This window comes from Haloferax sp. s1, assembly GCF_058382125.1.
Genome location: NZ_JBZRPK010000018.1, coordinates 1 through 591 on the forward strand (window position 1 = coordinate 1; position 591 = coordinate 591).

The 591-nt window shown below is 63.5% G+C and carries 1 protein-coding gene; it reads left to right on the forward strand.

The window, feature by feature from the left end:
• Positions 1 to 591: superoxide dismutase [Mn] (gene sod, locus QT222_RS00095; protein WP_491475910.1), on the forward strand; the 591-nt coding region annotated here is incomplete at both ends.

The window sequence follows — 591 nt, forward strand, 5'->3', positions numbered from 1 at the left end:
CTACGAACTCGACCCACTTCCGTACGAGTACGACGCACTGGAACCGCACATTTCCGAGCAGGTGCTGACGTGGCATCACGACACCCACCATCAGGGCTACGTCAACGGCTGGAACGCTGCTGAGGAAACCCTCGAAGCCAACCGCGAAGCAGGCGAGTTCGACTCGTCCGCCGGCGCGATTCGCAACGTCACCCACAACGGCTCGGGTCACATTCTCCACGACCTCTTCTGGCAGAACATGTCGCCTGAGGGCGGTGCCGAACCTACGGGAGCGCTCGCAGACCGCATCGCTGAAGACTTCGGCTCCTACGAAGCCTGGAAGGGCGAATTCGAAGCCGCAGCCGGTGCCGCCGGTGGCTGGGCACTGCTCGTCTACGACTCGTTCTCGAACCAGCTTCGGAACGTCGTCGTCGACAAGCACGACCAGGGCGCACTCTGGGGCTCCCACCCCATCCTCGCACTGGACGTCTGGGAGCACTCCTACTACCACGACTACGGCCCGGCCCGCGGCGACTTCATCTCGGCATTCTTCGAAGTCGTCGACTGGGACGTCCCTGCAGCACGCTACGAACAGGCCCTCGAGCGCTTCGA